Source organism: Microcoleus sp. w1-18aA5 (assembly GCF_036701705.1).
In the GTDB taxonomy this organism is placed as follows: domain Bacteria; phylum Cyanobacteriota; class Cyanobacteriia; order Cyanobacteriales; family Microcoleaceae; genus Microcoleus.
Map to the genome: position 1 here is coordinate 24,350 of NZ_JAUPTE010000049.1, position 24,103 is coordinate 48,452.

The following is a 24,103-nucleotide window of genomic DNA, read 5'->3' on the forward strand; positions in this document are numbered from 1 at the left end:
TTGATGGTACAGATTAATCTAAGCGTTATTCAGTGGTGGGTAAGGGTAGGGTAAAGCAAAATGTGCTGCCTTCACCTAAGATACTTTCCGCCCAGATTTTGCCGCCATGCCGGTCAACAATACTGCGACAGATTGCTAAACCTAAACCGGTGCCTCCTTTTTCACGGGAGTCGGAGGCATCGACTTGCTGAAATCGCCCAAAAATCAGTTCTAGTTTATCGGCAGGAATGCCTCGTCCGCGATCACTAACTTGGAACAGCACAAAGTCTGTCTGGTTTTCGGCACTCAGATGAATTGTGGAATCGGCAGGTGAGAATTTAATTGCATTACTGAGCAAATTTGTTAAAGTTTGGACGATCGCATCTCCTGTTGCCCAGACTTCGGCATCCGTGGGGGTAACGATTAATGAGATCCGTTGTTGAGTAGCGATCGCCTGAATGCAATCTACTGCTTGCTGCATCAAATCTGCAGCTTTGCAAACAGTTTTCTCCACAATTGCCCGCCCGGAGTCTAGGCGTTCCAGATCTAAAATATCATTAACCAGGTTCACTAAACGATTGGTATCAAGGAGGGCAATTTCAATCATGCGTCTAGATTTTTCTGGTTTTTTATCATAAACCCCACTTTTTATTAGTCCCAATGACATTTGGATTCCTGTCAAAGGAGTGCGAAGTTCATGGCTGACAATGCCAATGAACTCATCTTTAATGTGTTCGAGCCTTTGTCGTTCGGTAATATCTTCCCCAATGCTGATAGTTCCAATGATGTTTCCCTCTAAATCTCGCAGAACGGTATTGTTCCAAGCAATGAACCGTTCTTCACCCGATTTTTTCAAGATAGGATTTTGATAATAGACATGATATTTCTGGGCTAAAACTTCCGAGAAAACAACTTTAATCGATTGTTGAATAGAACGGGGTAATAATTCTTTAAACCAATTCTTTCCGATAACTTCGGGGTGAGTATATCCTGTGATTTGTAAGAAAAAAGGATTAACGTAATTGACATTTCCCCTTATATCAAGTCCGACAACAATCAACTGCACGTTATCCAAAAGCGATCGCCAGCGTCGTTCGGCTTCTCGGATCGTGGCTTCGGCTTGCTTACGTTCTTGCAGTTCTAGCTTAAGTTGTCGGTAGAGTTTGGATTGCTGAATGGCGATCGACAATTGGCTGGCAATCTGTTCAACTAATTCTATTTCCCAGGATTCCCATTGACGAGGTGCCGTATTTTGGTATATAGCTAACAAACCCCAGAGATTTTCTCTCAAAAATATCGGGAAAACAGCATAACTTTTTGCTTGGAATTTTTCCACTAGCTCGATATGACAGGCTTGAATTTTATCGGTGTAAAGATTATTAATAACAAAGTTTTCATGATTGCGGAATCGACCGCCTTGAGTTTCTTGCAGATAGGTATCTGCACAATTTTTTTGAAGATCGCTCCCTATCAGTTTTACCCAACCCTCACCAACTGACTCCACGACAAAATCACCACTCCAATCAGGATTAAAGCGGTAAATGGCAGTGCGATCAGTTTGTAATGTCTGCCTGATTTCAGTAACAGCAGTATTTAGAACCGCATTCAGATCCAAAGATTTGCGAATCCCTTGAGTAATCCTCCAGAGCAAATTTTCCTTTCGGGATTTCTGTAGTAAGGCTGCTTCCGCCTCTTGTCGAACTTCTTCGAGGTGCTTCGCTACGGTAATATCTTGATGAACGGCCACCAGAACATCGCCATAGTCGGAATGATTGAATGCAGAGCAAGTGGCACTACACCAAAATGGAGTCCCATCTTTCTTGACATTCTGAACTTCATAACTAAATTCACCCCTTTGTAAAACGGCAGACCGAATGGCTTGATTTACCTCTTCAGGGCTGACCGATTCGGTGGCATAGTTGAGAATCGAAACGTGCTGACCGTTGAGTTCGCCACAGTCATAGCCAAACATCTGCTCAAATTTAGGATTGGCATAGACAATAACTGCATTCTCTGCTCTTACTAAACAAATGCCTTCCGCCATGTTGCGGGTAATGACAGCCTGAAGCTCCAGCATTTGTTCGGCTTGTTTAAGTTTAGTCAGATCGCGCAGAATAACGATTATCCCTACAATATTTTCGCCTGCATCACGTAAAGGTGTATAAGTAACGCTCAAAAATTGCCTGACTAAATTGGGAGAAGTAAACCAGTTTTCATACTGAATTTTCTCGCCATCCAAACATCTGTCTAACCGAGGTTTTATCATATTATCAAACACGTCTGCATCCAGGATATTCCTAACATAATTTCCGATCACTTCGCTTTCAGATTTGTTGCACCAAGTCAAATAAGCTTGATTGACTATTTGATAAGTATAGTTGCGATCCATCAACACAATCCCATCTGTTGTATTGAAGACGATGCGTTCATATTGGCGGAATGCTTCTTCAGTCAGTTTGCGATCGGTGATATCAAATACGCTAGAACGACTCATCATGAAGTTACCTGCTTCATCATAACTTGCTGTAGCATTTAAGTTTACCAAAATGAGTTTTCCGTTTTTATTCAACATTTGAAACTCTAAATTATTGATGTGTCCTTGTTTCTTAAACAAAGAAAAGTTGTGATGAAAAATATTTTTGCTTTCAACTGTCATTAAATCAACAAATTTCTTTTTATGCACAATTTCCTCGCGGGTATAGCCTAACCAATTCAGTTCCGTATCATTAATCATAATTATTGTTCCTGCTGCATCTAGGGAATGATAGCCACAGGGAGCATTATTATAAAGGTCTTCAACTTGATTGATATATTGTTGCCAGCTATGGTTGACTTCAGTGAGTTCTGCTGTCCGTTCTATGACTCGTTGTTCGAGTTCAGTATTGAGTTGTTGCAGGGCAATTTCTGCTTGTTGGCGCTCTCTCACTTCCGTTTGTACTTGATCAAATAAATCAGCTTGCTGAATGGCAATTCCAGCTTGAGTTGCTAGCTGTCCCATGAGTTCAATTTCTGATGGTTGCCATTCGCGAGGTTCTGCACACTGATGGGCAATCAATAATCCCCAAAGTTCTTCTCCCTTAAGCATAGGAATAACCAGGTTAGCTCTAACTTGAACATTTGCCAGGAAGTCCGGGTGACAAGTATCAATTCCGGCAGTATAAATATCTGATTTAGATGTGAATAAGCCTTGTTTGAAGGCTTCGATATAGCTTTCAACCAAGCAAGGATATTGTATCTGAGTGGATAAGATTGGTGTCCATTCTGGACCAACTGACTCTACCACCACTTTTCCGCTCCAGTCAGGAGCAAATTGGAAGATAATTACGCGATCGCATTGCAGAATGTTTCTGAGTTCCGTTACCGTAGTGTTGAGAATATCTTCTAGTTGGATGGATTCGGAGAGAGAAAGTGCGGTTTTAGCAAGGATTTGTTGTTGCTGTTGTTGCAATTCCCCATAATTCTCATCAGTATGATCTATCATTAATCTACTTAATTAATTACATTTTTTAGATTGAAGCCGAAACCGGGTTTTTAGCCCTTGTGCGTAATACCAATTTAATGTGAAGTTGCACATATCTCGATCCCCCTAAATCCTCCTGGTTGTTGGGGGACTTTGATCGGAATCTTGTCCCCCCCTTATTAAGGGGGGCGCCAGGGTGATCGGATTCTATGCAGCCTCATAAAAAATTGGTATAAGTTTTATTTAAGTATTCCCACCCTGAAGTAAAGGACGAGTGCGCTTGATTCGGCTGAGTACCCGCGTGACTAATTCAGGCCCTAGTACCGGCTTGGTAATAAAATCATCGGCTCCCGCTGCAAAGGCTTGTTGCAGAGATTCTGGATCGGTATGGGCTGTCACCACCAAAATCGGTAAATTTTCCCATTGGATATCTTGTCGGACGACCTGACACAATTCTAAGCCACTGACGATCGGCATTTCTAGATCCAGCACTACTAAATCGGGTTCAGTGCTAATTAACATCTCCCAAAATTGCTGTGGTTCTTTGAGATTTGTCACCTCAATTCCCCAGGGAGTCAGTAACGCTGATAATTTAACCAGCATCACAGGGTCATCATCTACGATTAAGACTTTGGCTTCTGAAGTTTTGGGACTGGGTAGAACACGGGAAATCGCTCGAAAAATTTGCTCGGTGGTTGCAGGTTTGTGGAGAAATTGCTTAGCACCTAAGCGCGATACAGCCAAGCGATCGGCAAGGCTATCTCGTCCGGTAAAAACAATTATAGGCAGGTTAGGCGATCGCTCGGTCAGTTCTCGCAGTAGCGTCAATCCATCTTCCTCTGTCTCTGCAAAACTTAAATCTAGTAACATCACATCGGGCATGGACAGGGCAAGACGCGATCGGGCAGCAGTAATATTCGGCGCAATTTTCATCCGCAATCCCCAAGCTGCGGATTCTACTTTCAATCGCTCCGTTAATGCAGCATCATCATCAACTACCAAAACCCGATAGTTGAAAATTGAAATAGTAGAAACTGGTGCTGCGGTTGATTTAATAGGTGTTGTGGCTAATTCCTGCTGTAATCCTGTCACCAATTCCGAGAAGCGGGTAATTTCTTCAGCAGTCAAAGAGCGATCGTTTATTAGCAAATGCTCTGCAGAGCGTGCCAATTTCGAGCCTTCGGGATAACCAAAAGATCCCAGAGAGCCGGCCAATTTATGAGCTTCACGTTTTGCCGATTGCTGTAATTCAGTTTCTAATTTTCCTGCTAATATAGCAGTTTTTGCCTGATCCAATACAGCAATTTGTTGGTCGAAGCCTCCCCGAAACCGCTCTAAAACTTTGTCGATATCGGACTTATCTACCCCGCGAGATTGATGTTTTTGGGGGCGCTCAATCCCAGAATTATTTGAATGAGACGACGCAGATGGGGTGTACGGTTTCAGTCGATAGCCCATGCCATAAACTGTTTCAATGATTTCTTCAGTTAAGCCGCCGGCCTTCAGTTTCTTTCTGACATCCTTAATATGAGTGATAATGGCGCGATCGGTTGGTGCGTCATCAAATCCCCACAGCCGATCCAAAATAGCACTGCGGCTAAAGATGCGATCGGGATTTCGCAGTAATAATTCCAGCAGATTATATTCTGTTGCTGTCAGTGAAATTATTTGTTCGCAAAAAGTCACTCTACCAGACTCTAAATCTAAACAAAGATATCCCCAAGTCAATGTATTAGCCGCTGAATTCTGAGTATAACCTCCTGGATAAAGTGCTTTACTGCGTCGCAATAAAGTTCGGATTCTTGCCAGTAATACTTTCGTAGCAAAAGGCTTGCTAATGTAATCATCTGCTCCCGCATCGAAAAGAGCCACCACCTCCGCATCTGAATCCTTTGCCGTCATTAACAGGATCGGTTTGCAGTAGCCTTGCGATCGCAATTGCCGACATAGACTAATTCCATCTAGTTTGGGAACTTGCACATCTAACAATATCAGGTCATACTCAATTGTGGCTGCCAAGTCTAGGCCCACTTGTCCATCATTTGCACGATCAAACCCGTAATGATTTGCCTCCAACACCTTTGCCAGTGTTGCACTCAGCCCTCCATCATTATCTACGAGCAAAATTTTGATCGGAGACTTCTTCATTTTAGCTGTGCGGTTCAATTCCCATGCGATCGACGCGCTTTGATGTCAGGCCGAAGCGTGGCTTTTAACTAAATCACTGCTACTCATTACTACTCCTTTTATCTTACCATTTTTGCAGTCCCATCACCTAAAAATTGCTGTCATTTCCGCAGTTTAGATAAAACCGATCGCCCTTTCCTTCATCTGCGTCCATCCCCGTTTATCTGCCTACATCTGCGGTTCAAAAAAAGCGTGAAGCGAAGCTATCCCGAAGGGTAGGGAATCGCCCCCAAAAAGAGCGATCGCCCTACCAAACAAATTATCCTTCATCCTCCGACTTTACAGGAGGACGCCCAGAAATCACAATAAATCCCACAGACTCAAGAGTCATGTGCGGGCGGCGAATACCAGCTAAAACCGCTTGATTCAACAAACTTTCGGTATTGATTTCATCAGCCAAAACCGATTCTAAAAGTTGTTCGGATTTAGAAAGTCGATGCAAGCGCAACTGCAATTGATTCACCCGGTTTTCGAGTTGGATTGCAGCCGTGACAGCAGATCGATCGCACATTTCCACAAAAGCCGATCGCCCGCGCAACAATTTCTCCGATACCACCCGTCCCTTTTGACAAAAATCATCCCATTCTAGCGGATCGACAAAACTGTCAATCAGCGATGTGCGATTTTTCGACAAATTGTAATCCCGATTCTGCCCGCCTTTCCCCTTATAAGCCCGCTGCAAAATCGCTAGAATTTCTGCATCTTCCACCAGTGACATTTCTTCGCTGCGAGCATCTACAAACACAGTTTCAAAAATGGGCAGAAACAGAGCATCAGCGCGGCGCTGCAAAGCTTTCAAGTTGTAATTTTCGATGTTTTGTGCTTGCAAAACTTGCTCTGCCGGTTGCACATCAGTCTGGATGGAATAATTAAACTGAAAGCCAAACCACTCCTTCCCGGGTTCCGCATCCCAACTTTCATCATGCCGCCACATGGCAAAAGCTTGGCCCCGATCGTCCCAGCGAATATAAGAGCTAATTGCATCGATCAATCCCTCACCAATTCGGTAAAGAGCCACATCCGCATTCTGATGAGCAATGCGGCGATTGTAACTACCATATTGCTGGCAATAAGGAACCAATCTGGTCATCAAATCGTTCGAGGGAATCAACGTTTTTTGAGTAGGTTTATAGCGCATCAACCCCGATATACTCGGATGTTCGATTTGTTTGAAGTGAAGAGCTTGACACAACCAACCTTCTGTAGACCGCTGCATTTCTTTATGCTTAGCATCGCAGTTATCGAGAGACTCAAAATACTGAGATGCGCTGTCATCAAGAGTATCAATTTCATCGAGAACGTACTGTTCGTCAATTTTGATTTTCTCTTGTTCGATTTCAGTTTTAATCGCTTCAATTTCGCTCGATAAGCCCTTGCCTCCCTCAGCAAACAACTTTTCTTCAAGTTTGAGAAGTTTTTCCTCAGCATAAAACTGAAGGCTGGCAAGAGATTTGTTGAAGATATCAAACCCATCTTTTAAAACTTGAAACCAAGCTTCGTGGGGACTCTCTGGCATATCCGGGCCTGCAAACAAACAAAATTGCACTCCCATTTTGCTACCAATGCGATCGACTCTGCCGAGTCTTTGTTCTAACTGGTTGGGAAACCACGGTAAATCGAAGTGAACTAGCCAATCTGTCAATTGCAGATTTACCCCTGCTTCCGCCGATCGATCGCACACTAAGATAAAACAATGGGGTTCAGTCTTAAACCGCTTGAGACTAGCCTCAACCTCATCAGCCGATTTGGTCGTGTCATGGCTGGCGATCGCATTTTTACCAAAGATTTTAGCTAAATTTTCCGCAATCTCTTTACAAGTTGCAGTAAAACTGGTAAAAATCACAATTTTCGGGAAACGCTCGCCTGGAATCGGCCGTTTAATTTGCTGTTGAATTCTCGACAGCAAATCGCGAGGTTTGCTGTGATACTCGCGCGGAACCTTCAAAGCAACTGCCAAAAATCGGAGAATGGCGATTCGTAACAAACTCAGTCGATCGAGTCCTTCCTGGGGCTTTTCCAGGGTATTGAGCAAGGTTTCCAGCATTTCCCTTTCTTCTGGAAACAGCTCCGTTTTGGTCAAAATTGCCGTGTCATTTTGTCCAAATTCGCGATCGAGTTCAGGAGTCGATTTTTTCTGCAAGCGAGCTTTGACAACCCGTTCTAAAACATTCAGCCAAGTACCAGAAGCGCGGAAAAATAGCAGAAATATTCTCTGATATTCGCTAGACTTGGGAGCGAATGTGCGCCATTTATCGAGTACGGTTTGAATTTCCGACCACTGTTCATCATTCAGATCGTACTCAGTTTTAGGGACAGCCTCTCGCTCGAAAATCACATCTTCAACCGCATCCCGGCGGTTGCGAAGGATGCGACGATGCAGGCGGTAGGTATCGCTAACGTGAGTGCGAATAGTTCGGACAAGCCGAGCCTGTTCTGCGCTTTCTTTAGTTTTCAAACAACTTTCTAACTCTGTTGCTAATCCGATTAAATAATCATCTTTGGCAAAAATAGTGCGAAGTTGAGCGAGTTTTGTTTGCAAAACAGCAGGCTTGGCCTTTTCTCGGAAATCCAGCAAAGCGCGGCCGATTTCTTGACGGTTTTGCACCTGTTCCTTGAAGCTTTCCAGGTCATCAAGACGGTAAGTTGTCGGATCTAGCAAGTGCAGCATCGTTAGAAAATCTTGCTCATGGCCGATAACTGGCGTTGCAGATAATAACAATACATTTTTGCTTTTCTGAGCTAGTTTCTGACAGAGTTCAAAGGACTGCTGCTGAGTACGATCGCTCGAATGTGCCATTGCTGCCACATCATGCGCTTCATCCACAATCAGAAAATCTAGGTTAGCATTGCGGCTAACTTGATTGATTTCGCTAATAGCAACAAGCTGCACTCTATCCGCAAAATGAGACAAATAGAATTTATTTTCTAACTCCTGCCGCCACTGTTCGAGCAGGTATTTCGGAACCAGAACCACAGCGCGTCCGTTGGGTTCATCTAGCAGGAATTGGCGGAGAATTGTGCCGGCTTCTACTGTTTTTCCCAGTCCTGGTTCGTCGGCTAATAAATAGCGCACGATTGGGTCTTCTAGGACGCGCCGGACGACTTCAACTTGGTGCGGATAGAGGTCTATATTAGCAGAAATTAAACCGGTCATGCCGCGGCTGACGGCCCGCTGTTCGATCGCAGATTGAACGAATGCCAATCGGCGATCGTGAAAATACGGCGTTTCTTGGCCTTTGACTGCTAAAATGTCGATCGGATCGGCGATCGGGATATTGCAGCGAACGTAAAGTTCGCTTTCGACAGCTTGCAAACTTTGGCTGTCGGGCAGGTCAATTTCGTACTCTAATTTATCTTCATCCCAGTCATAAACTCGACCGATAATCCATCTTTCCTGACTTGTACTCCAGAGGTAGCAGCGGGTTTGGCGCTGAAGTCTGGCTTCTTGCAGCAAACCCAAGGGTACAGTTTTGCGGATGCGGTTTTTAACTGAGCAAAAATATTCAACTACCGCCTCGGTACGCGATACCTCGACAACTTTTCCGACTCCCAAATCGTTTCTGGGCAATCGAACTAATGAACCAACATCAATCATAGTTTTAGCCTGACAATACTTACTAGAATACAGTACATCCTTTCACATTAAAAAAATTAGCAAGATGCGAGTTTCGCCGGCCTCGCTTTTTTAGTCAAATGACAGTCAATCTGCTATTCGGAAAACAATAAGTTTAGCATGGTAACTAACATTTTGGTATTCAATAAATATCCGGGCAGCGAATAAGAATACCTACTTACCATCAAGGAAAAACAACGCCTGCATTACCGGATTCCCATTTCGGGTATTTCTGCATCACACTGCTATAAATTTGAGAGTCTGTAAACTCTGCTAACCAAGCTTGTAGCGGTGGCCAAGGCTGTTCGTTGAACCAAGCTGGATCTGTATGAGCGAATTGACGAACAAAAGGTGCGATCGCCATATCAGCCAATGCTACATTGTTACCAAATAAATATTTAGTGGCACTTAACCGTGAGTTAAGTTGTTCCAGAAATAAAGAACCTTCATAACGATGTACTTGGGCATCAACACCGGGATAGCGATCGGGGTACTTATAACGGTCAAGATGATATTTAAACCTATCATCAAATAGAGCGATTAGTTCCAGCATTTCTGTAACAGAACCTTGCTGTGGCATCAACCATTTTTCAGGATCGTGTTGTCTCAATGCCCACAACATGATATCGATACTTTGATCTAGAACCCGCCCGTCAACATCCATTAATATTGGTACTGTACCTTTGGGAGATACCTCCAACATCTCTGGTGGTTTGTCTCGCAAAACAACTTCCCGCAACTCACACACCCGATTGCTAACCATTAAGGCCAAGCGCGCCCGCATAGCATAGGGACAGCGGCGGAAGGAATACAAAATCGGGTATGTTGCTGACATATTATATCAATTCCGGTTGCACCGGAATTATTGTTGACTGTTGACTGTTGACTGTTGACTGTTGACTGTTAACTGTTGACTCGATTTTATTATTCCGATGCCACTGGAAACGATATAATTAGTCGATCGCACGATCGGGTTTTTCGGGTCAGAAACCCCCTTTATTCGTAGATTTCTTGTCGCGAAACAAGATTTTTCGTAGAAACCGGGTTTCTTTGAGCTTAGTGAATACTATTAGTCGATCGCACCATCTACTTTTTTCTTCGCATCGTAGCGCGCGCCTATATGCACTTGGTTGCGACGCTTAGCAAGCTCAATCTGACGTTGACGTTCAGATAAGGCTTGTTTTTTGGTTTCAGTTTTTGAGTCATGACAATGAGGACAACTCACACCAAGTACAAATAATTCCGAAGCCTTATCTTCCTGACTAATCGGGTGACGACAACCGCGACAAAGTTCATAGTTACCCGGCTTTAAGTCCTGACCAACCGAAACTCGTTCATCAAAGACAAAACATTCACCTTCCCAACGACTTTCTGCTTCCGGCACCGTTTCCAAATATTTTAAAATTCCGCCTTCGAGATGATAGACTTCCTCAAAACCTTGAGTACGCAAAAAAGCAGTAGATTTCTCGCAGCGAATACCACCGGTGCAAAACATTGCCACCTTGGGTTTATTGCGTAAAGCTGTTTCCCGCCGCACCCATTCAGGTAACTCAGAAAAGCTTTTTGTTTTTGGATTAATAGCACCTTCAAAAGTACCCATAGATACCTCGAAGTCGTTACGCACATCAACCACGACAACATCGGGATCGTCAAGCAGCTTATTCCACTCCTCCGGCTTAACATATTTGCCAGCCATGAGGCGGGGATTAATGTCCGGTACTCCCATCGTGACGATTTCGCGCTTCAAGCGTATTTTCAACCGATAAAAAGGTGCTTTTTCCGAGAAAGATTCCTTGTGCACGAGATCGGCAAAACGCACGTCACTACGCAAGAATGCCAGCACTGCGTGTACGCCCTCGGACGAGCCAGCAATCGTGCCATTAATGCCTTCTTGGGCCAGCAAGATAGTGCCTTTGACGTTGTTGTTGTTGCAACAATCGAGTAACGGTGCTTTCAGCTCAGCAAAATCCGGTAGTTCAACGAACTTATATAAAGCAGCGGTTAAGAAATAAGCCATAAATTGAATTGATAGCACTAATTAATTTTCATAATTCTATGAAAATTCAGTCAAAGCGGACGGTGGGACTCGAACCCACGACGTTCAGCATGGGAAGCACTAGGCATAACTCAGGAAACCCTATGCAGGCAAAGGCTTGCATCCTCTGCACTGATTATTGTCTCCAATTTTGTCTCCAATTTGTCTCCAAATTGCTAGCATTGTCCTGTTGCTTTTGAAATTTTACCATGACCCATCCCCTGAGTAGGGCTAAAAAAGGAGCGGTAGTTGTCCAGACTCGCAGTGGTAGGCTGCGCTTGCAGTTGCCCCGCCAGATTTACGGGGGCGATCGTAAATACCTGTACCTGAACCTGTCTGACACCCCTGAAAACTGGGAACTGGCACAAGCTAAAGCCCAACTGATTGAATCTGATATCAAGTTCGAGCGTTTTGACCCTACCCTCAAAAAGTACAAGTCACAAACTCACTTGACCGTCATTGAGACTCTCAAGTCCAAGCCCGAACTGACTCTAACTAAATTGTTTGAGAGATATCTAGAATTCAAAAAACCTGCTGTTAAGCCCACAACTTTTCACTATTTAGTGACCAGCATTCAAGCTTATATTGACCGTTGTCCTTACCAACATTTATCCGAGGATGATGCTTTGCAATTACGCGCGTGGCTGCTTGAGGACACTACCAATAGTATGACCAAGCGAGTCTTGACTTACGTGAATGCAGCGATTGAATGGGGGATTAAATTTAAAATAATCAGTGGGTTGCGCGTCTCCCCCTTTAAAGGGATGGCTGCGGATTTACCAAAACACAACTGGCAAAGTGACCCCGAACCGAACGCTTTTAGTCCAGAAGAAAAGGCGTTGGTATTAGAGGCTTTTAGGAACCACAAGGGGACTTGGAACGGTAGGGGCTATGGAGGGCAGAAGCTTTGCTTTTATTACCCTTTGGTGCAATTTTGGTTCATGACTGGATGCCGTCCCTCTGAGGCTGTTGGCTTGAGGTGGCGCGATATTGCCTCCGACTTTTCTCACATTGTGTTTAACGGCAGTGTGCAGCATCCGGGCGGGATAGAGACTAGGGTTGATGGTAGTAAAAACAACAAGCGCCGTAGGTTCCCTTGCAATCAGGAATTAAGCGAGTTTTTAAGAAACCTTGAGCCGGAAAATTTGACAGACAAAAACAGTCTGGTTTTTCCCTCACCCAAAAAGTGCGGGGCGATTAATTACAGCAATTTCACTGTCCGCACTTGGCATAAGTTGGTTGACCCAATTACTGAGAAAAATCGCGAGGTTGAAGGACATCGTAAAACTACCACTCCCTACTCTTGTCGGGATACTTTTATCAGCGAACAAGTTGGCAAGGGTGTACCGAGTGCAGTTGTTGCTAAATGGTGTGATACGTCGGAGAGGGTGATTAATGCTGTGTATTTAGACGGCAAGATTTTGGAGCATTTACGCCCGCTTTGATGCTGTTAGGATGTTGATTCTAGGGGCAACTTTTGCGAAACAAAACTTTACAGTCCCTGTGTTGACAAGGAAGTGGAAGTCTGCAATCGTGAGTAACTAAGGAAGATTGATGCGCGGTTGACGAGCACTTGCAATGCTAGCCAAACCACGACTTCCCCAAACCGTTGTACTAGAACGTTTGGAGCCTATAAATTATGCCACTTTCAGCCGATTGTCCAGACGGACGATCGCAACTCTTAATGATTGAGTTGGCGGGGTTTTGTCATGACTAAACCTACCGTCAGCTACCGTCGCATTGACCAATTAAAGGCGATCGCCTTTGACCGTGGCTTCTCCAATGAAGACGCCAGACAGTTTGGGAAACTCAGCAAAACTGCTACGTGGGAAGCGCTGCTAGAACTGTACCTTGTTGACGGTGAGTCACTTGACACAGTGAATGTAGACACTGTAGACACAGTGAATGTAGACACTGTAGACAGTTTGAGTGTAGACAGTGTAGACAGTTTGAGTGTAGACACTGTAGACACAATACCTGAACCGCTTAATATGCAAGCTGTAGACAGTGTAGACAGCCTAGATTGGACTAACGACGGTTCATTCCCTGTGTGTGGTTTCACCCGCCAGACTTCCACCAGCTTTTTAGACTGGGTTGACTTTGGGCAACTCATCGCACTTGTACTCGCGTCGGCGGGGGTGTTTGTGCTGGCAATGTCTATGTGGCGTCAAATCAATCCCTTGAATTTATTCCCCTCCCCAGTTCGCATCAACATTCAAATCGGGACAAAATTATGAGCTTACAATTACGCCTTTTTGGCGGCAATTCTGATGCTGGAAAAATGACTACCAGCAACGACGGCGGACACGCCATTGACAAATCAAAAGTTCTGGCAAGCACTGACACAAGCGTTATCACACCGCTAAATCCTGGTGACTTTTCTAGTATTCGTAGCGTTCCAGTTGTGCCAGCACCGCGCTATTTCACGAAGGAAGAAGCGGACGCAATGAAGGACTTGGCAAAGGAGAAAACAGACGGTGCAAGACAGTCTAAACGCGCTTACAAAGCACTAGGAAAAATTGAAGTTGCAGACAAAACAGTTCATAAAGAACACCGCAAATATGAGGGTGTTGTGGCTGATAATGAACTGGGTAAAAAACGCTCAGACACTCGACTAGCTAAGCACTTGCACAGTTTGCGTCCCGGCTATGCCCGACTGGGGTTAGGGATTGACAAAGCTGACAGTGATGCCCGCACTCGGATTGATGCGATTAAGGCAAAACTCACGGGAGGGACTGACTAAATGAAAGCGATGTATCTGGCAAACTACTTCCTTGCCGGATGCGTCGCTTTCTCCCTTCTGGGGTGGATAGCGAGTCTGCATCCGATGGCAATGAAAGCCGTTTTATTCTTGCTAGCAGCGATTGCGATTGCTTGGGGGTTGAGCTGGTTGCTTGACTATTCCCTGAGTAAGTTGCTCAAGATTTCAGTGGCTGACTTACAAGCGCTTTTAATCGGCGGTTTGGCGATGCTGCTGATTGGTTTGGGGGTGTTTCTATGCAGCTAAAACTGTTTGTATTGAGTGCGTCCTCTGTAGTGCTTTGGTTAACTCCACTAGCAGCCCTGGACAAAAAGCTAGATACTCACAAAGCGCTGCAAGGGGTAAGCCTGTGTGCTGCAATTGCTTGTGCTGTTACCGCTGGAAATATCGCCCGTCAATTAGCTGACGAGGGAGAAATCGAGAAATTGAAACTGAGAGCAATTAAGGCAGATGTAGAGGATGAAATCAGCACGAGCGTTTACGTTTCACAGCAACAAAGGCAGCAGGAAGCTGAACTTATCCTGACTTCCCCTGGTGTTGACGTGGAAGCTTCCCGTCAAGCGCTGGAAGCTATATACAGCAGCGACTTACAGGAAACTGCTTCCGCTTCCGACTCTCCTGATTACCCTATATACTTGGAAGTTTGTAAGTCAATGGAAGCGGGTAAGTCTGTGACTTGGATTGTTGAGAATGTACTCAAAATGGGAGGGCGCAAATTTGCAGATGGCAAGGTAAAATTAGAGTCAATTTTGAAACAGTTTGAGGGTAAACTCAATGAGTGAATCACTACAACTAGGAAGCTTCCGAGTGATAGGAACTAAAACAGAAATTACAAACACCTTGGCATTTTTAAGAACTAAGGGTTGCGTCTGGAATAGCAAGGAAAAATATCATGCTCAACGGGGTGACGCAAATAAGTTTGCCTATTACCTAAATAACGTAAGAACATCCCTTGTAATAACATCCGCACCCACAGCACCCAATCCCAACGAACCACAGCCGAAGCCCTATGACGCGGTGTTGGGTGGCAAGAGGCAATCGAACCAAACTTGAGGTAAAATTCAAGACAAGTAAAACAGTCCTAGCCCCGCAAGGGTGGCTCTAAAAACAAGAGTGCTCTAGGTTATCTGTTAAGACCAAATAGGCAATTGGTGGAGTCCCAGGCTGTGGCGACGCAGCTTAATCTATAGGCGACTCTCGGCCGTTAAGACCGAGAAAAAGCTTTGAAATCAGAAAGAGTAGGCGCAAGATGTTCGGCTTGAGTGGGTTTTTGAAATATCCTTAAGCAAATTTCTGCGGGAATCTTTCCAAAGTAGAGTCATGCGGGAGGGCGGATCTAAGCAGAGTCCGGGAAACTGGCAGCTACGCGGGCTGCGCGTACCAAGGATGCAACACACCAATTTACAAACCCTAAGCTGAAGAACCCATTGGTACGGGGAAACTGGCTTTTTTCACCATACTTTTTTTTGGTGAACAAGAGCTAGGTTCCAAATTTTAGCTATATCTCAAAATCTATAGACACCAAAAAACCGCTGCTCGTAATTGGAACCTACACGCAACGGCTTTTGGATTCACTCTCACCAGACGGTGAGCCGTAAACTCGTGAATACATCATACCCCACTGGGGAAAATTCTGCATCTCAAAATTTAAATCCTTTCAACCCAAAACACCTTTCAGAATGGGTTGAAGGCTCAGCCGTATCGGAAGCGATCGCCTCTCTCAACATCGAATCGCTGACGGCAAAAGAACTCAACGAGCGCATCCGTCCAAAAGAACCCATCAAAACAGGGGGTTGGTGGTGTCGAGGTGTTTTGTGGAAAACAGGTCAACGGGCAAGCAATTGGTACGGACAAGGCAAACCAGACAAACCACACCAGCCAGAAGGTTCTAAACCGCGCAAATACCTCACAGGTAGCGGCATGGAACCCGACGCAATTTTCCTAGCAATGCCTGATAGAGATTATTGGGCAAAAGTTCACGCTGACAAATCCATCCCCCGTCATTGGACTGAGGGAACCAAGAAAGCTGGGGCTGGCTTGAGTATTGACCTTGCCACTATTGCCCTAACAGGTGTTTGGAATTGGAGCAAGGACGGAGAACTGGCAACTTTTGTTAAGCAGTGGGCACAGCCCGACACCATCCACTACATAGATTTTGACTCCGACTATGCGGCCAACCCGTCTTGCCGTGCAGCCATTTTGAAGTTTGGCCGCTTGCTGGAACGGGAGGGCTGCGAGGTACACGTAACGGTTTGGGATACCAAGTTTAAGGGGATGGATGATTTTATCAAAGCTAACGGCGGTGACGCATTCAAAGAAGTTGTAGCGAGTGCGTTACCTCTAGCCAAGTGGGAGAAACAGCTCAAGAAAGGCGATCGCAAAAATGACACTTTTAACCCTAATATTTCTTTAACTCCTCACCCGCGCACGCGAGAAGAAGTAGTATGCCAGAAGTATGACAGTAGTGGAAGTGACTACATCCCAGACACCGCGCCGACTCCAGAGCAAAACTACGTGCATAAAGCCATTGAGGCACTGTACTCGGACACGCCCTGGGTATCGATAGCGGGGCAGCTTTTTGAATTCACTGGGACTCATTACGAACTGCGATCGGAAGCTGCCGAGAAACGACGTATTCTTGACTGGTTAAGCACTTACTCTGAATTTGTGAAGGGGAAATATCGCTGCAATCGTTTTAACTCTGCCAGTGCTAACGAGGTCTACAACTGTATGGTCTTAGCTGTGGCCGTAGACCCTAATACCATCAATCCAGATGGGTTGAACTCTTCTAAGGGGATAGTGAAAATCAATCCTGATGGCTCTCACTCGCTTGTGCCACACGACCCTAACCATGTCTATACCTATGTTGGCTGCAAGTATGACCCCGACATTGACCCGACAGATTGCGATCGCCTTTTAGAATGCTTGGAGCCGTCGGAGCGCGAGATATTTTTGCGGACTGCTGCTGCTGCGTTGAATTTGAAGCTTGTCCGCTCCAAGCTGACAGGACGGGGGGTTAAAGGTTTGCTGTGCTACGGCGAGGGCTCTAACGGCAAGGATACACTGCGGGCTGTGTTGGCCGCTGTCTTTGGGCGGGGGATGACTGGGAAGTCTTTGTCTGACTTCAGGTCTTATGACAATGGCCGCAAGTTCTCTCTGGCAGGAATTGAAGGAAGCACCTGTAACTGGGCTTCTGAAAATACTGCAAAAGTAGACTTGGATACCATTCAAAGTCTTAAGCAGTTCATCACCGGCGACCCTCTTGATATTGAGCGCAAGGGTAAAGACAGCTACGAATACAAGCCTGCCGCTATCTTTCTCGCCAACTGCAACAAACTACCATCCATCACCGGGGGGACAGCGGCCATTGATGACCGATACGGCATCCTGAGTTTTAAGAAAACCTACAAGCGTGATGCTGACTTGTCTCAGGGCGAGCTGGAAGCTGACCCGCGCTTTAAGGATGATGAGAATTTTATCCTTGAGCGGATTGCCCCGGCGATACTTAACAAGATGCTGGAGCGGTTGCCACTGCTGTTGACCGAGGGCATTGACTATAAGGCAACCCGTGAGGCTATGCGGGAAGCTCAGGAGGAAAGTCGGCACTTGTGGCAGTTCGCTCGCGAGGTTGGTTTGGAGGTTCAGTCTGGCGGCCGTGTTTGGGTTACGGATTTGTGGCAGCAGTTGCAAGACTGGTATGAGGATGCGGGGATTTTAGAAAAAGAGTCCAACAATAATAAGGAGAAGCTGGTTTGGAATGAACTTTCCAATAAGTACGATGCCCCAGTGAAAGCTGTCAACCAGTTGTATGCAAGGTTGTGTGAGATTTTCCCTAAAGTACAAATTCACCGATATAACGGGCGTGACGAAATAGAACGAAGGGGGCAAAAATACTTGCTGGGGATTGGATTTGTGCAGAATCCCACAACAACTCGAAAAACTGGGTTGCCAGGGTTGCCAGTAGACACAGCAAGGCATACAGGGTTGCCAAGTGAGTTACCAGGTGAGTTGCCAAAAAATACTGGCAACCCAGTTGACAACCCAGAAACCCTTACACAGAACGCTGGCAACCCTGGCAACCCAATTTCGTCACCTTTTGCGGAAGTGTGCAATTTACTCTCTCAACTTACCGACGATGAACGACAAAAAATGGCAGATTTACTCACTGGCATTCCTTGCTCTGACCCCATCAAAGCTTTCAGAGTTGGAGACAAAGTGGCTGGCAACAAACCAGAGGACTCTAGCTACAACTGGCACGGTCGCATCGTTGAGATTCACACGAGCATCAGTTGCAAGGTTGACTGGCAAGAGCGCGAAGGGATCAGAGGTGGCCGCATAATCTCAATGCTCTTCTGCCATCTGCGGAAAATCTAAGCGATCGTTGCCACAACAGCCACCAGTGAAAGTTACCCAAAACTTTATGTAACCCCACTGGTGGCGGCTATTTTTCCGAATTTTCGGCGGAGTCTGTGAACTTCGACAGAGCTTGCTAGCGAAAATTCGGAAAAATCCCGCTAGAAATGGAAAGAAATCAAATCAATCTCAACGTTCGTTTTTTAGCAGATTTCAATTCTGCTTTTAAGCTTTCAATCTCAGTGCGTAACTGATTGTTTTGATAAGTCAAAGCTTGAGCACAAAAACGCAAATAATGTAGCTTCGTGGTTTTGGAACCATCAAAATCTTTGGAATCTTCATCCTCAAAAGAATAAAACGGAGGAGAGAAATATTCCTGCCCATCAAGATATCTAGCAATTTCCAAGAGCTGGTCAGCCAAAGGAACTGGCACTCTGATGGTCTTAATATCGTTTGTAGACCATGTAGAGGGACGCCCTGACCCTAATCGCTTTCCACCACGTCCGCCAGCCTTAACTGATTTAATCATGAAATCAAGGAAAATATTGATTAATTGTATCGATTCAAAAATAGCTGTATCCCAAGCAGATAGAGCCTTCTAATATATTAATTTATTATTATTTTTCTTAGTTATACCGGGTATCACTCACCCCGGTTGGCCTGCGGCGCCCTAAATCTTCACCGGCGCGGCCGGGAGGGCGGGCCATAACCCGGCTCCCCCCCCGGCCCACGTTTTCATCATATCAAACTCTAGAGCTATAAGTATGCCACTAAGAGCAATTTTCGTGTCTACAAGATTTGTAGACAATATGTAGACAGTGTAGACACTTATCTGTTACTGTAGACATATACTGTATACAAGCGTCTACAATGAGTCAAAGTCAAGTTGTATCGTTCAGGGCTTCTGGTCACTTCCTAAACTGGATAGAAGCTCAGAGACTAGATGGTGAGTCAGTGAGTCAAGCTGCACAACGCATTCTCAAGGAAATATCAGGCACGTCTACAATGCTGTCTACGATGTCTACAACAAGTGACGCTAACGTGCTGTCTACAACGTCTACAGATTTGTCTACACGAAGTGATGATAGCGTCGTGTCTACAAATATTGTAGACACTGTAGACAAGGTTGTAGCCGATCGCCTTGACCCCGTGATGGAGCGGATGGCCGCCATTGAGGAACGGCTGGGAAAATTGAGCGCCTGAGTGATGGCAACGATGAATCACTCAGGCAGGAATTAAAAGCGGCCAACAAGCAGCTTGCAGAATGGGATAAAGAACTGAATCAGTTACACGAGCGCAACGGCGATTTAGGACTGAAGGTGCAGATGTTGGAGCAAGAACTCAAGGAAGTGCAGCGCGATCGGGAGGAAGATAAAAACTCCGCTCTGACCGTCGCAGAATTTCCAGAGCCAGCCGACTTGCTCAACCAATTGAAAGCGCGGCGTAAAAAGTCGAGGGCGGACTTGGCAGATATGGAAGTAGTTTTGGACGTATTGGCACAGTTAAACCCTTAATTGTCTCCAATTTTGTCTCCAATTTGTCTCCAAACAGCCCTCAAGAACCCTGTATTTGTCTCCAAAAACTCTGTTTTTGTCTCCAAAACATCCCGTGCAACCACGGAAAACAAGCCCTAGAAACGCCAAAACCCTTGATTTCTCAAGGGTTTAAATACTGTTCGCGCAAGCGGACGGTGGGACTCGAACCCACGACGTTCAGCATGGGAAGCTGACATTCTACCACTGAATTACGCCCGCGCTTAGTGTTTTTTACCTGTTTTCACCTGCTTTCACCTGGGAGGCGCAGCGGTAAAAAACGACTAGAAAGACATTGTACAACTATTTTCTGATTTTGAGTATAGCATTTTGACAATCAATTTTGGGCGATCGCCGATCGCCCCTCCACCCGACAAAAAAGTCCTGCACCAAAGGCAGGACTTAATCTAACTTAAATTTCTTAGTGTCAAGCGAGAGGGACTTCGTTTGACAAGAAGCGGTTTCAACCGCCGATCGATCGAGGGGAATCGAACTTTGCCGTTAGACGAAGCGTAAAGAGGTGCTGTCAATAGCCAGGAAAGAAACTGATTGGACGATCGCAATCAATTCATCCGAGCCCGAAGTCTTCTTGAAAATAGCGGTTCCAGCAGGCAATCCTTCGGGAGAATCACCTAACACGTAAGTGCTAGAAGCGCCTTGAAGTTGGAGGATATCTTCAGTCGGGTTAAAACCGACAATCAAAGCGTAGTCGCCTGCGCCAGTGCCGGTATCGTTGCCATCGTTGTAATAGAACTTGGTGGCATCTCCCAGCAAGAAAGTATCATTGCCTTCAGCGCCAATCAGGGTATCGATTTCGCTTAGCCCTGGGTTAGCAGCAGTGCCGTCAACCCCACTTAGAATGTCGTTGCCTTCTTTGCCGTAGAGGAAATCGTTGCCAGTACCGCCCAGCAAAGCATCATTATCTTTACCGCCGTAGAGGTTGTCGTCTCCAGCGTCGCCGGCTAAAGTATTGTTGCCTAGATCGCCACTCATCGCATCGTTACCGTCGCCGCCATACAAGAAGTCGTCACCTTTTCCTCCTAACTCGATATCGTTACCGTCGCCTCCAATCACGGTGTCATTGCCGTCGTTGCCAAATAGGAGATCGTTGCCGTCGTCGCCAAATAAGGCATCGTCTCCTTTGCCTCCGAAGAATGTGTTGTTTTCGCTATTGCCGATTAAGGTGTCGTTGCCTTTGTTGCCGTAGACGGGACTGTTAGCGTCGATCGCAATAATCACGTCATTGCTGTTGCTGCCGATGTTCCCTGACGCTGAGCCTGTCGGTGCGGGCGCGCTTGTGACTGTGAGTGCGATCGGAAGTGCGATCGTCTGAGCTGGCGCGGGAGTGAAAACGGGTGTGGGTGTGGTAGCCGGTGTGGGCGTCGTAACCGGTGTGGGTGTCGGTGTGGGTGGCAGCGGTGGGAGTGCAACCGGTGTTGGCGCGGCGGGTGTCGGCGCGGCGGGTGTTGGCGCCGTGGGTGTTGGCGCTGTGGGTGTTGGCGCTGTGGGTGTTGGCGCCGTAGGTGTTGGCGCGGTGGGTTCCGCAGTCGCCTCTGGTAAATTAGCCGCGAGAATCTCGCTACCAGCGAGATTGCCGACAGTTTCGATAAAGCCAACACCTTCGACAGTCGCCGATGCACCGAAGAAGTCGGAAATTACAATGTCATCCGTAGCCCTGACTACACCGTCTTTATTGATGTCGATCAGTAAATTAGTGCCTTGTCGGGCCAAGCCTGTATTTCCCGATGACAGCGACAGCGACAGCGTAGGGCTGGTACTGACATCGTTGCTAAAATCAACAAAGTCTAGGCGATCGATGCCACCTGTATCCTGAATTTGCAGTTGATTCTGGCTAAAATCCCGCAGGAGATAGCGATCACTACCTGCACCGCCTCGTAGCACATTCCCACTGCCAAATCCGGCACTGAGCGTATCATCGCCAGCACCGCCATCCAAGGTGCTATTACCACTACCACTGAGATAGTCATTGCCCGCACCGCCATCCAAGGTGCTAGGCCCAGTCCCTAGCAGCGTGTCATCTCCATCGCCACCAGCGAGACTATCATTGCCGCCACCTCCATTGAGAACATCATTGCCGATACCCCCATCCAGGATGTCATCGCCACTGTCGCCAATCAGGGAGTCATTTCCTCCACCCCCATTTACGTTGTCGTTTCCTGCACCGCCTAGCAAGGTGTCGTTGCCCTCTAAGCCAACTAAAGTGTCATTGCCCTCAAGCCCTGAGATGTTGTCATTACCGATAGTGCCTGTGAGGTTATCGTTGCCTGCTGTGCCGGTGCTTGCACTGCTTCCGGGTGCAGCCGTAGCCTCAATCAAATTAGCTGTGAGAATCTCCGTACCAGAGAGGTTGCCCACAGTTTCGATGAAGCCAGCACCTTCGACAGTCGCCGATGCACCGAAGAAGTCGGAAATTACAATGTCATCCGTAGCCCTGACAATTCCGTCTTTATTGATGTCGATCAGTAAATTAGTGCCTTGTCGGGCCAAGCCTGTATTTCCCGATGACAGCGACAGCGACAGCGTAGGGCTGGTACTGACATCGTTGCTAAAATCAACAAAGTCTAGGCGATCGATGCCACCTGTATCCTGAATTTGCAGTTGATTCTGGCTAAAATCCCGCAGGAGATAGCGATCACTACCTGCACCGCCTCGTAGCACATTCCCACTGCCAAATCCGGCACTGAGCGTATCATCGCCAGCACCGCCATCCAAGGTGCTATTACCACTACCACTGAGATAGTCATTGCCCGCACCGCCATCCAAGGTGCTAGGCCCAGTCCCTAGCAGCGTGTCATCTCCATCGCCACCAGCGAGACTATCATTGCCGCCACCTCCATTGAGAACATCATTGCCGATACCCCCATCCAGGATGTCATCGCCACTGTCGCCAATCAGGGAGTCATTTCCTCCACCCCCATTTACGTTGTCGTTTCCTGCACCGCCTAGCAAGGTGTCGTTGCCCTCTAAGCCAACTAAAGTGTCATTGCCCTCAAGCCCTGAGATGTTGTCATTCTCAGGCCCGCCGATAAGATTGTCATTTGTCAATGTACCAGTCAATACTGCCAATGTTTTTTTCCTGCTTACGGTAAACAGGCGAGGGCTAATTTTACTTAGCTACTACACCCTAATTATCTATCAGTGCTTTTTCCCAAAAATTATGCGAATTTTCCAAAAAACTTTTTTTTGCACAATTTGTTTCATTGGCGACAAAAGATGCTATGATCTATAGCCTCTGTTCACCACAAAATAACGGGACTTACAGCACTTTGAGATAAAACCCGCCACAAAGAGGGTAAACTTGAAAGATGTAAAAAAAGCAAATTATTTAGAGATAGCTGCATATTCTATTGACTTACTACAGAAGATACTAAGTGCGTGGCCAAACAAAGAAGGCACACAAAGAAACTTAGCAAAACGATTTAAAGTCAGTCGATCGCTCATAGGTGACTTTTTGCCTCGGTATTGAGAGACGGCCCAGATAGCTGCCATGACTCTCTTGAGGGGAGCGGCGCTCGAAGCTTACAAGTAAAGAGGAAGAATTGTTAAAGATAATAGTGACAGAACACGGGTGATATATATGCGAGAAATTCACTCTTGAAATCAAAGAGCGCCAAGGCATAGAGGTAAGGAATGAGAATTAAATAACTTCCACTCTTGAAAGTGGGATGGGCGTCGGGCCCGTCCACTCATGACGGGCCCGACGCCCATCCCACAATAACAATTAAAATTGTAAGTTATTTAATTCGCGATCTTAAGTATACAGCACTTTCCAGGTAAGTGAAGTACAGAGAAACCGGGTTTCTTGAATAAAACCGGTTTCTGGCGAAAAATCCCGAAAAAACCCGGTTTCTGGGGTGTACTTTATAAACCTGGAATCCGCTGTATCAAGTTTGTCCCGCACTTTTAACCTCTTAAAATTAAGGCGTAAAAAAAACTTTAGTAGCGACTCAGCCTCGCTAGAGAACTTGTACAAAAATTGCGCTATGAATGAAAGCGTTGGCTAGATACTATACACATCAAAAACCACGTATTTATTGATGAAACAGTGGCAGCGATCGCACAACCGAGCTATGATACTGTGGCGGCATTGGTGACAAGTTAAGGAAAAAGGGAAATTGTCAAGGGTAGTATTTGCATGGGTCTGGGATCGTGGGAAACTTAT

General features: G+C 46.0%; 15 protein-coding genes and 1 tRNA gene. 8 read left to right on the forward strand and 8 right to left on the reverse strand.

Annotated features, from left to right (window positions below):
• Nucleotides 1-25: 25 nt before the first annotated feature.
• The 5 genes from Q5691_RS17885 to trhO form a co-directional block, all read right to left on the reverse strand.
• Nucleotides 26-3,460, reverse strand: coding sequence for a PAS domain S-box protein (locus tag Q5691_RS17885; protein ID WP_333346004.1), 3,435 nt, complete (start codon nucleotides 3,458-3,460; stop codon nucleotides 26-28).
• Between the two features lie 222 nt (nucleotides 3,461-3,682).
• Entirely contained in the window at nucleotides 3,683-5,587 is a 1,905-nt protein-coding gene (locus Q5691_RS17890; protein WP_333311587.1) for a response regulator, read from the reverse strand.
• Nucleotides 5,588-5,885: 298 nt separating this feature from the next.
• Complete coding sequence (gene dpdE / locus Q5691_RS17895) at nucleotides 5,886-9,221, reverse strand: protein DpdE (RefSeq protein ID WP_333346007.1); 3,336 nt, start codon at nucleotides 9,219-9,221, stop codon at nucleotides 5,886-5,888.
• 202 nt (nucleotides 9,222-9,423) lie between these two features.
• Entirely contained in the window at nucleotides 9,424-10,074 is a 651-nt protein-coding gene (locus tag Q5691_RS17900; RefSeq protein WP_333212230.1) for a glutathione S-transferase, read from the reverse strand.
• A 234-nt stretch (nucleotides 10,075-10,308) separates the two neighbouring features.
• Nucleotides 10,309-11,256 carry an oxygen-dependent tRNA uridine(34) hydroxylase TrhO gene (gene trhO / locus Q5691_RS17905; protein WP_333346010.1) on the reverse strand — a complete coding sequence of 316 codons (948 nt, stop codon included), beginning with the start codon at nucleotides 11,254-11,256 and terminating at the stop codon, nucleotides 10,309-10,311.
• A 227-nt stretch (nucleotides 11,257-11,483) separates the two neighbouring features.
• Between trhO and Q5691_RS17910 the strand changes: the two genes are divergently transcribed.
• From Q5691_RS17910 to Q5691_RS17935, 6 genes are all read left to right on the forward strand, one after another.
• Nucleotides 11,484-12,719: a tyrosine-type recombinase/integrase gene (locus Q5691_RS17910; RefSeq protein ID WP_333346013.1), complete on the forward strand. Its 1,236-nt coding sequence runs from the start codon at nucleotides 11,484-11,486 to the stop codon at nucleotides 12,717-12,719.
• A 264-nt stretch (nucleotides 12,720-12,983) separates the two neighbouring features.
• Entirely contained in the window at nucleotides 12,984-13,511 is a 528-nt protein-coding gene (locus Q5691_RS17915; RefSeq protein ID WP_333346015.1) for a hypothetical protein, read from the forward strand.
• Complete coding sequence (locus Q5691_RS17920; RefSeq protein WP_333346018.1) at nucleotides 13,508-14,017, forward strand: hypothetical protein; 510 nt, start codon at nucleotides 13,508-13,510, stop codon at nucleotides 14,015-14,017. Before Q5691_RS17915 ends, Q5691_RS17920 begins: the two co-directional genes overlap by 4 nt.
• Nucleotides 14,018-14,281, forward strand: coding sequence for a hypothetical protein (locus tag Q5691_RS17925; RefSeq protein WP_333346021.1), 264 nt, complete (start codon nucleotides 14,018-14,020; stop codon nucleotides 14,279-14,281).
• Nucleotides 14,272-14,817, forward strand: coding sequence for a hypothetical protein (locus Q5691_RS17930; protein WP_333346024.1), 546 nt, complete (start codon nucleotides 14,272-14,274; stop codon nucleotides 14,815-14,817). The genes Q5691_RS17925 and Q5691_RS17930 overlap by 10 nt, the downstream gene beginning before the upstream one ends.
• An 820-nt stretch (nucleotides 14,818-15,637) precedes the next feature.
• Nucleotides 15,638-18,409 carry a DUF3854 domain-containing protein gene (locus tag Q5691_RS17935; RefSeq protein ID WP_333346027.1) on the forward strand — a complete coding sequence of 924 codons (2,772 nt, stop codon included), beginning with the start codon at nucleotides 15,638-15,640 and terminating at the stop codon, nucleotides 18,407-18,409.
• Between the two features lie 157 nt (nucleotides 18,410-18,566).
• Here Q5691_RS17935 and Q5691_RS17940 read toward each other — a convergent pair whose 3' ends face one another.
• Nucleotides 18,567-18,917, reverse strand: a complete 351-nt coding sequence (locus tag Q5691_RS17940) for a hypothetical protein (RefSeq protein WP_333346030.1) — start codon at nucleotides 18,915-18,917, stop codon at nucleotides 18,567-18,569.
• Between the two features lie 341 nt (nucleotides 18,918-19,258).
• On the opposite strand from Q5691_RS17940, the gene Q5691_RS17945 reads away from it, so the two are divergent.
• Together Q5691_RS17945 and Q5691_RS17950 are read left to right on the forward strand one after the other, a co-directional pair.
• The gene (locus tag Q5691_RS17945; protein ID WP_333346033.1) at nucleotides 19,259-19,591 is read left to right on the forward strand and encodes a hypothetical protein; all 333 of its coding nucleotides are present in this window, start codon (nucleotides 19,259-19,261) and stop codon (nucleotides 19,589-19,591) included.
• Nucleotides 19,592-19,713: 122 nt separating this feature from the next.
• Nucleotides 19,714-19,902, forward strand: a complete 189-nt coding sequence (locus Q5691_RS17950) for a hypothetical protein (protein WP_333346036.1) — start codon at nucleotides 19,714-19,716, stop codon at nucleotides 19,900-19,902.
• A 168-nt stretch (nucleotides 19,903-20,070) separates the two neighbouring features.
• Here the strand turns inward: Q5691_RS17950 and Q5691_RS17955 are convergent.
• A tRNA-Gly gene (locus Q5691_RS17955) sits at nucleotides 20,071-20,142 on the reverse strand.
• Nucleotides 20,143-20,421: 279 nt separating this feature from the next.
• A complete protein-coding gene (locus Q5691_RS17960; RefSeq protein WP_333346039.1) occupies nucleotides 20,422-23,007 on the reverse strand; it encodes a calcium-binding protein in 2,586 nt (861 codons plus the stop codon).
• Nucleotides 23,008-24,103: the final 1,096 nt, after the last annotated feature.

Bases quoted from the DNA above. Each gene is read 5' to 3' on its own strand.
- Q5691_RS17910 (WP_333346013.1), top strand. From the start codon at position 11,484: ATGACCCATCCCCTGAGTAGGGCTAAAAAAGGAGCGGTAGTTGTCCAG.
- Q5691_RS17885 (WP_333346004.1), bottom strand. From the start codon at position 3,460: ATGATAGATCATACTGATGAGAATTATGGGGAATTGCAACAACAGCAA.
- Q5691_RS17920 (WP_333346018.1), top strand. From the start codon at position 13,508: ATGAGCTTACAATTACGCCTTTTTGGCGGCAATTCTGATGCTGGAAAA.
- Q5691_RS17915 (WP_333346015.1), top strand. From the start codon at position 12,984: ATGACTAAACCTACCGTCAGCTACCGTCGCATTGACCAATTAAAGGCG.
- Q5691_RS17890 (WP_333311587.1), bottom strand. From the start codon at position 5,587: ATGAAGAAGTCTCCGATCAAAATTTTGCTCGTAGATAATGATGGAGGG.
- dpdE (WP_333346007.1), bottom strand. From the start codon at position 9,221: ATGATTGATGTTGGTTCATTAGTTCGATTGCCCAGAAACGATTTGGGA.
- trhO (WP_333346010.1), bottom strand. From the start codon at position 11,256: ATGGCTTATTTCTTAACCGCTGCTTTATATAAGTTCGTTGAACTACCG.
- Q5691_RS17925 (WP_333346021.1), top strand. From the start codon at position 14,018: ATGAAAGCGATGTATCTGGCAAACTACTTCCTTGCCGGATGCGTCGCT.
- Q5691_RS17930 (WP_333346024.1), top strand. From the start codon at position 14,272: ATGCAGCTAAAACTGTTTGTATTGAGTGCGTCCTCTGTAGTGCTTTGG.
- Q5691_RS17945 (WP_333346033.1), top strand. From the start codon at position 19,259: ATGAGTCAAAGTCAAGTTGTATCGTTCAGGGCTTCTGGTCACTTCCTA.
- Q5691_RS17900 (WP_333212230.1), bottom strand. From the start codon at position 10,074: ATGTCAGCAACATACCCGATTTTGTATTCCTTCCGCCGCTGTCCCTAT.
- Q5691_RS17940 (WP_333346030.1), bottom strand. From the start codon at position 18,917: ATGATTAAATCAGTTAAGGCTGGCGGACGTGGTGGAAAGCGATTAGGG.
- Q5691_RS17950 (WP_333346036.1), top strand. From the start codon at position 19,714: ATGTTGGAGCAAGAACTCAAGGAAGTGCAGCGCGATCGGGAGGAAGAT.